This is a genomic window from Actinomyces oricola, from assembly GCF_004104015.1.
GTDB classification, from domain to species: domain Bacteria; phylum Actinomycetota; class Actinomycetes; order Actinomycetales; family Actinomycetaceae; genus Actinomyces; species Actinomyces oricola.
This window is the reverse complement of the sequence record NZ_RYFV01000046.1, coordinates 1-5,568: the sequence shown is the minus strand read 5'-3', so window position 1 is coordinate 5,568 and position 5,568 is coordinate 1. Positions and strand designations below refer to the sequence as shown.

Here is a 5,568-nt window from a genome sequence, read left to right as displayed (position 1 = left end):
CGCAACCAACGCCCAAGCTCCTCACCATCACCATCACGAAGCACAAGACCAGGAGCACCAGGATGAGCCATACCCACATACTCCCAAACACCCAACCGTCTAGACACTAACGACACGCGACACTAGGGTGGGGAGGCGGAAGCGCAGGGCGGAGTGGAGGCTGCGCACCTCGAAGGTCATGAAGAGGGCGATGGCGGCCAGGGCCAGAACGGTGACGATCGCCAGGCGCCATCCGGGCCCGACGCGCTCCAGGCGTCTCACCTCGTCCTCCTGAGCAGCAGGATGAGGAAGAGCAGGGAGCCGACGACGCCCATCATGACCCCCACGGAGATCTCGTAGGGCCGGTGCACGAGCCGGCCGGCCACATCGCAGCCCAGGACCATGACCGCCCCGCCCACGGCCACCCAGGGCAGCGAGCGCCGCAGATGGTCCCCCACCATCATGGAGACAATGTTGGGCACCACCAGGCCCAGGAAGGGCAGGGCCCCCACCACGACGACGGTCACCGCACTGGTCGCCGAGACCATGGCCAGCCCCAGTGCCATGGTGCGGTCGTAGCCCAGGCCCAGGCCCACAGCGTGGTCGCGCCCCAACCCGGCCAGGGTGAGACGGTCGGCGGCCAGCCAGGTGGCGACCGCCACCAGGCCCACCCCCCATAAGAGTTCGTAGCGCCCGGCCACGATCCCCGACAGGTCGCCATTGGTCCAGGCGCCCATGGTCTGCATGAGGTCCTTACGCCACGCCACAAAAGTGGTGGCGGCCTCCACCACCCCGGCGAGCATGATCCCCACCAGGGGCACGACGACGTCGTCGGGACGGTGAGTGGGCAGGCGTCGCAGTAACCACAGGAAAAGAGCCGAGCCCATCATGGCGCTCAGGGCGCCCGCCCCCATCTTGGCGGCAACGGAGGCCGCAGGGGTCACAATGGTGGCGGCCAGAATGCCGGCGGTGGCGAACTGGACGGTGCCCGTCGTTGAGGGGGCCACGAAGCGATTGCGCACCAGCAATTGCATGAGGGCACCGGCCATGGCCAGGGCGGCCCCCGCCAGGACGGCGGCGAGGGTGCGAGGAAGCCGTGAGATCATGACCACACGGGCATCCCTGCCGGCAACACCATTGGTGAAGATGCCATCCAGGCTGATGTCCGCCGCCCCCACAGACACTGAAGTCAGCATCAGGACCACCAGCACCAGCACCATGCCGACCAGGAGCAGGCGATGGCCGGTACGTCCCGTGACCGCCGGGCCGCGCGAAGCGGCCCCCCGGGCACCCGGCGCCTCGGCGGCACGGGCCACCGGCTGCGGGGGCGTCATGCAGTGATGGCCGTGGAGATCTCGTCAACCATGGCGGGGGCATTGTGCAGGCCGGCGCCAATGATGTACCAGCGCTGGCCGTCCAAATATGCCACCTGGTTCTTGGTCCACGCGGTGGTCGAGGTGACCAGCTCGGTGTTGAGTACCTCCTTGGCGGCCTGACCGCTTTCACCGATGGCGGCGTCGCGGTCGATCACGAAGAGCCAGTCGGGGTTGGCGTTGTTAATGAGCTCGAAGGAGATGGCCTCGCCGTGGGTGGCGGCCTCAACGTCCTCAATGGCGGGGGTGACGCCAAGGTCGTCGTGGATGAGTCCAAAGCGCGAGCCGGGCCCGAAGGCGGTGACCTCGCCTCCGGAGGTCATGAGGATGAGTCCCTTGCCAATGCCCTGGGCCGTGGCCTTGACCTCCTCAGTTTTGGCCGTGTAGGCGGCCAGCTCCTCCGTCGCCTTGCTGGACACGCCGAAGACCTGGCCCAGCAATTCGGCACTGCCCGTGAGCCGCTCCCCGAAGGCCGTCTCACGGCTGCCCGGCATGAGCAGGGCGGTGAAGTTCTGGGCGATCGAGTCGTAGGTGTCGGCGGAGCGTCCGCCCACGATCACCAAGTCAGGCCCCAAGGCGTCGATCTTCTCGGCGTCCGGCTCGTGGAGTGTGCCCACGACCTCGGCGGAGGCGTAGTAGTCGCCCAGGTCGGTCGGCAGGGTGTCGCCATTGGAGACAATGCCGACAACGCGGTCCGACACCCCCAGGGCCACCAGGGTGTCCATGGCAGCAATGTCCAGGACCACGACCTTCTCCGGAGCGGCCTCAAGGGCGAGCTCACCCTTGCCGTGAGTGACAGTCACGGGGAAGGCACTCGCATCCGGTGTCACTCCCGCAGAGGCTCCGGCGGAAGAGCCGGGAGCCCCGGCGTCGCTTGAGGAGCCGGAGGAGCAGGCGGCCAGGGAGGCGGTGCCCACAGCGGCGGCAAGGTACAGGAAGGATCGACGGGTGGTCATGGTGCTCCTAGGGTGGGGGCTCAGGACATTTTCGTCACGCCAGTCTTTTCTTACTAGGTTAGCCTTACATATCTTCGTAAAGGCACGCCATGTGACACGCGCTACTCATGTGCAGACCCTCTGGGGTCCTGGTTTCATTTCCGAGGCGCTGCACTGGTAGAGTCCGCCAGCGAGCCCCGATAGCTCAGTGGATAGAGCGTCTGCCTCCGGAGCAGAAGGTCGCAGGTTCGAATCCTGTTCGGGGCGCCACCCCCGCGCCCCCACCGACCCCGGCGGGGGCTTCGCCATGCTGCGCGCCCGCACGCCGGGGCAGCGGCGGAGTTAATGACCTCCACCATGACCACCTGATCCAGCGCGCCCGCACGCCGGGGCAGCGGCACTGCCGCAGCTAAACCCGTCCCGGGCCCAATGCGCCGTCTCCGCGCGCCGGGGCAGCGGCAGATCGTGTCAACTGGCCCGCCCCCGCGCGAGGCCGCCGCCTCTGCACGTCGGGACGGCAGGTCACCGGCGGCCTCCCCGATCGAAGACCTCCCCGGCCGGCGCACTCGACTCGATCCGAGTCTTCATTCTCCCCCGGGATCGATGGCCGTCTTCCCGCAGTCAGACCCTCCTTCAGAACCCGTACGACCGCCCTGCCAAGAAATTATGGCGCGCGACACGTCCGCACGCCGATCAACCCGTCAATCCACGGACGATCCGGACTAAGGAAGCCCGAGCGGAGAATAAGCGGTATCATAAAAGGCGGCAGAAAGAATTAGAGGCTTGGGGGTGAATTGCATGAAGATCTATCTCGAAAACGCCGGCCTTAGAATAAGAAGCATGTTGAAAAGCGATGCCGAGACGTTCGCCAAAGCGCTCCGATCATACGGGCGGGAAAGCAGGGCGGAGACCTATCTAGAATACTTCGCCGAACAAGAAGAAGGAACCAGGAACGTCTACGTGGCGGAACAACAAGGCGAGATCGCCGGATACTGCACTTTGATTCCCGTCCCCCGGAGCGGACCGTGGAAAGGGGGCGATAAGCCCGAAATATCGGACTTAAGGGTGTTCAATGAATATCAGGGGATGGGCATAGGCGACACCATTCTCAGTGTCGTAGAGGAAGACGCAGCGAAGCTCGCTGATGAAGTCACCCTCGCCGTGGGGCTTCATCACGGCTACGGAAGCGCTCAAAGGCTCTATATCAAAAGAGGGTATGTGCCCGACGGTTCTGGAGTGTGGTATGACTCAAGAGTTCTTGAACAGAATGATGACTGCTGTAATGACGATTCGCTCAAGCTGTATCTGAGCAAGAGGTTATCGCCTCGGCAGATGGAGGAACCCGGCTGCGGCGCCGCGGCTCGAGTAACAGTGCTCGGCATGCCCGACTCCGGTGAGATACTGACTCTTCAACGGGCGGCGTATGCCATGGAGGCGGTGGTCCACGATGACGTCGGGCTCCCGCCGTTGACTCAAAGCCTCGACGAATTGCGTGATGAACTCGCCGACCCGCAGGTGACCGCTCTCGGCGTTCGCCGCGAAGGGCGGCTGATCGGGGCCGTTCGTCTGCGGCGCTCAGGCGATGTGATGGAACTGTGCTGTCTGGTCGTGGCCCCCGATCTTCAAGGGCAAGGGATCGGCACCCGACTGCTGCGCGAAGCCGAGGCCGCGCTCCCGGGCATCCGTGAGATTCGCCTGCTCACCGGCGAGCACAATAGCGCGAATATCCGGCTCTACACTCGCATGGGGTATCAGGAAACCGGTCGTACCCCGGTCGGGCATTACGAGTTGGTCAACTTCACCAAGCGCATGACCCACAATATCCGGCACGGGTCGCACCACGTGAAGCGAGAAGACCGAGTGGGTGACTGGGAGCTGCGCCCGCCGACGCACGACGATGCGCCGTCGGTGCTGGAGGCCTTTCTGGGCGATCCGGAAATGAAGCGACAAGGTAGCGTGACCGATCTCGCCAGCGCCGAGAGGTACATTGCGCGCCTCACATCCAAAGGGCACGAGAGTCTTGTCGCAGCGGATGCGGAGGGTGTCTTTGCGATGGTGGCTGCGTCCCTAGACGAGCAGAATCTGTCGGCGTGGGTGTTCTATTGGTCGCACCCGCGCGCCCGTCGGCGCGGTATAACCAGCCATTTGGTGCGGGAATTCGCGAACCGGCTGCTTGATGAGAAGGGTATGCGCCGCTTAGAGCTGGGTTACCGGGTGAATAACCTCGGAAGTGCAATGGTTGCAGAGCGCGCGGGTTTCCTCGTCGAGGGCGTGGCGCGCGAGAAGTTCCTCATCGACGGTGAGGCCTACGACGTTATTATGGCCACTCGCCTCCCCTCTGACCCTTGGCCCGAAGACTAACCAGACACATAGCGGCTCTCAGCCAACCGGCTCCCTGGGCGGTCGAAGTGCGCCTCCGGCCGTGCCGTCACCCTCGTGCCGCCCCGACAGCACCGATAGCACCGCGACGCATCCACACCTGCACCGGTGATGCGGTGCGGGTCACATGGTGCAGAACAGATCGATGTGATTGCCGTCGGGGCCGAGCACGAGCCGCACGCCGTCGCCGGCGAAGCCGGCGTGTCATCATCGGCGCCACCCGATTCCAGCCGGAGACCGAGCCGCGTGTAGAAGGCAATGGGGGTGGCCTCATGTACTCGGACGACGGTCTCTGCGGTCGAGAGCTCGGGCCCGGGTGAGCGCGGTGCGCACGGGCTCGGGTTCCGATGCTTCGGGCAGGGTCGCCGGGTCGGCGAACCCGTCGAGCGCCCGCGGCACGTCCATGCGCAACGCGCCGAATGCCGACCCCCAGTCAGCAACCGGTGCGCCTGGCCCGGAGAACAGCTCCACCGTGTAGCCGGGGTGCTCCAGGCCGGCGATGAGAGCCTGCGCAACATGCTCGATGGCGACGGAGCCGTACTCTTGGACGTCCCCCTGCTGGAGGATCGCGCGTGGCTCGTTAGAGCCGAACCAGCCGGGACGGATGATGGTCAGCGGTGCGCCGCTGGCGCGGAGGATGCGCTCGCCGCGTCGCTTCCAGTTCATGAGGTTTGCGTAGGCGCCCGAGCCTCGGGTGACGTTGATTGAGCTCATCAAGGCGACGGGAATGCTCCGCCCCGCGAGGGCATCCACCAGCGCTTTCGCGGCGCCATAGTATAGCCGAAATGAAACAAAATCGTATTCTGTGGTTTAGTAGTCTGGAAATCATGTGCCGCTCGCTGTAGAATACCTGCATGCAAGTGGATGTGACGCAGAAGGAACACGATGTTCTTCTGAGATGG

Annotated in this window: 5 protein-coding genes and 1 tRNA gene; 2 read left to right on the top strand and 4 right to left on the bottom strand. The window is 64.9% G+C overall.

What is annotated here, in order from left to right; genetic code table 11:
- Window positions 1-99: 99 nt before the first annotated feature.
- The 3 genes from EUC46_RS12615 to EUC46_RS12610 are packed head-to-tail and all read right to left on the bottom strand — an operon-like array spanning window position 100 to window position 2,308.
- Window positions 100-261, bottom strand: coding sequence for a hypothetical protein (locus tag EUC46_RS12615; protein ID WP_164918838.1), 162 nt, complete (start codon window positions 259-261; stop codon window positions 100-102).
- On the bottom strand, window positions 258-1,313 hold the full coding sequence (locus EUC46_RS12155; RefSeq protein ID WP_206646003.1) for an ABC transporter permease: 1,056 nt from the start codon (window positions 1,311-1,313) through the stop codon (window positions 258-260). Before EUC46_RS12155 ends, EUC46_RS12615 begins: the two co-directional genes overlap by 4 nt.
- Entirely contained in the window at window positions 1,310-2,308 is a 999-nt protein-coding gene (locus EUC46_RS12610) for a siderophore ABC transporter substrate-binding protein (protein WP_164918837.1), read from the bottom strand. Before EUC46_RS12610 ends, EUC46_RS12155 begins: the two co-directional genes overlap by 4 nt.
- A 173-nt stretch (window positions 2,309-2,481) precedes the next feature.
- Between EUC46_RS12610 and EUC46_RS12145 the strand changes: the two genes are divergently transcribed.
- Both EUC46_RS12145 and EUC46_RS12140 read left to right on the top strand, forming a co-directional pair.
- Window positions 2,482-2,557, top strand: a tRNA-Arg gene (locus EUC46_RS12145).
- Window positions 2,558-3,085: 528 nt separating this feature from the next.
- Window positions 3,086-4,648 carry a GNAT family N-acetyltransferase gene (locus tag EUC46_RS12140; RefSeq protein ID WP_128774423.1) on the top strand — a complete coding sequence of 521 codons (1,563 nt, stop codon included), beginning with the start codon at window positions 3,086-3,088 and terminating at the stop codon, window positions 4,646-4,648.
- Window positions 4,649-4,936: 288 nt separating this feature from the next.
- Here the strand turns inward: EUC46_RS12140 and EUC46_RS12135 are convergent, their stop codons facing one another.
- Window positions 4,937-5,419 (bottom strand): NAD(P)H-binding protein, encoded by a 483-nt coding sequence (locus tag EUC46_RS12135; protein ID WP_277750495.1) that lies wholly within the window; start codon window positions 5,417-5,419, stop codon window positions 4,937-4,939.
- Between the last annotated feature and the right edge of the window lie 149 nt (window positions 5,420-5,568).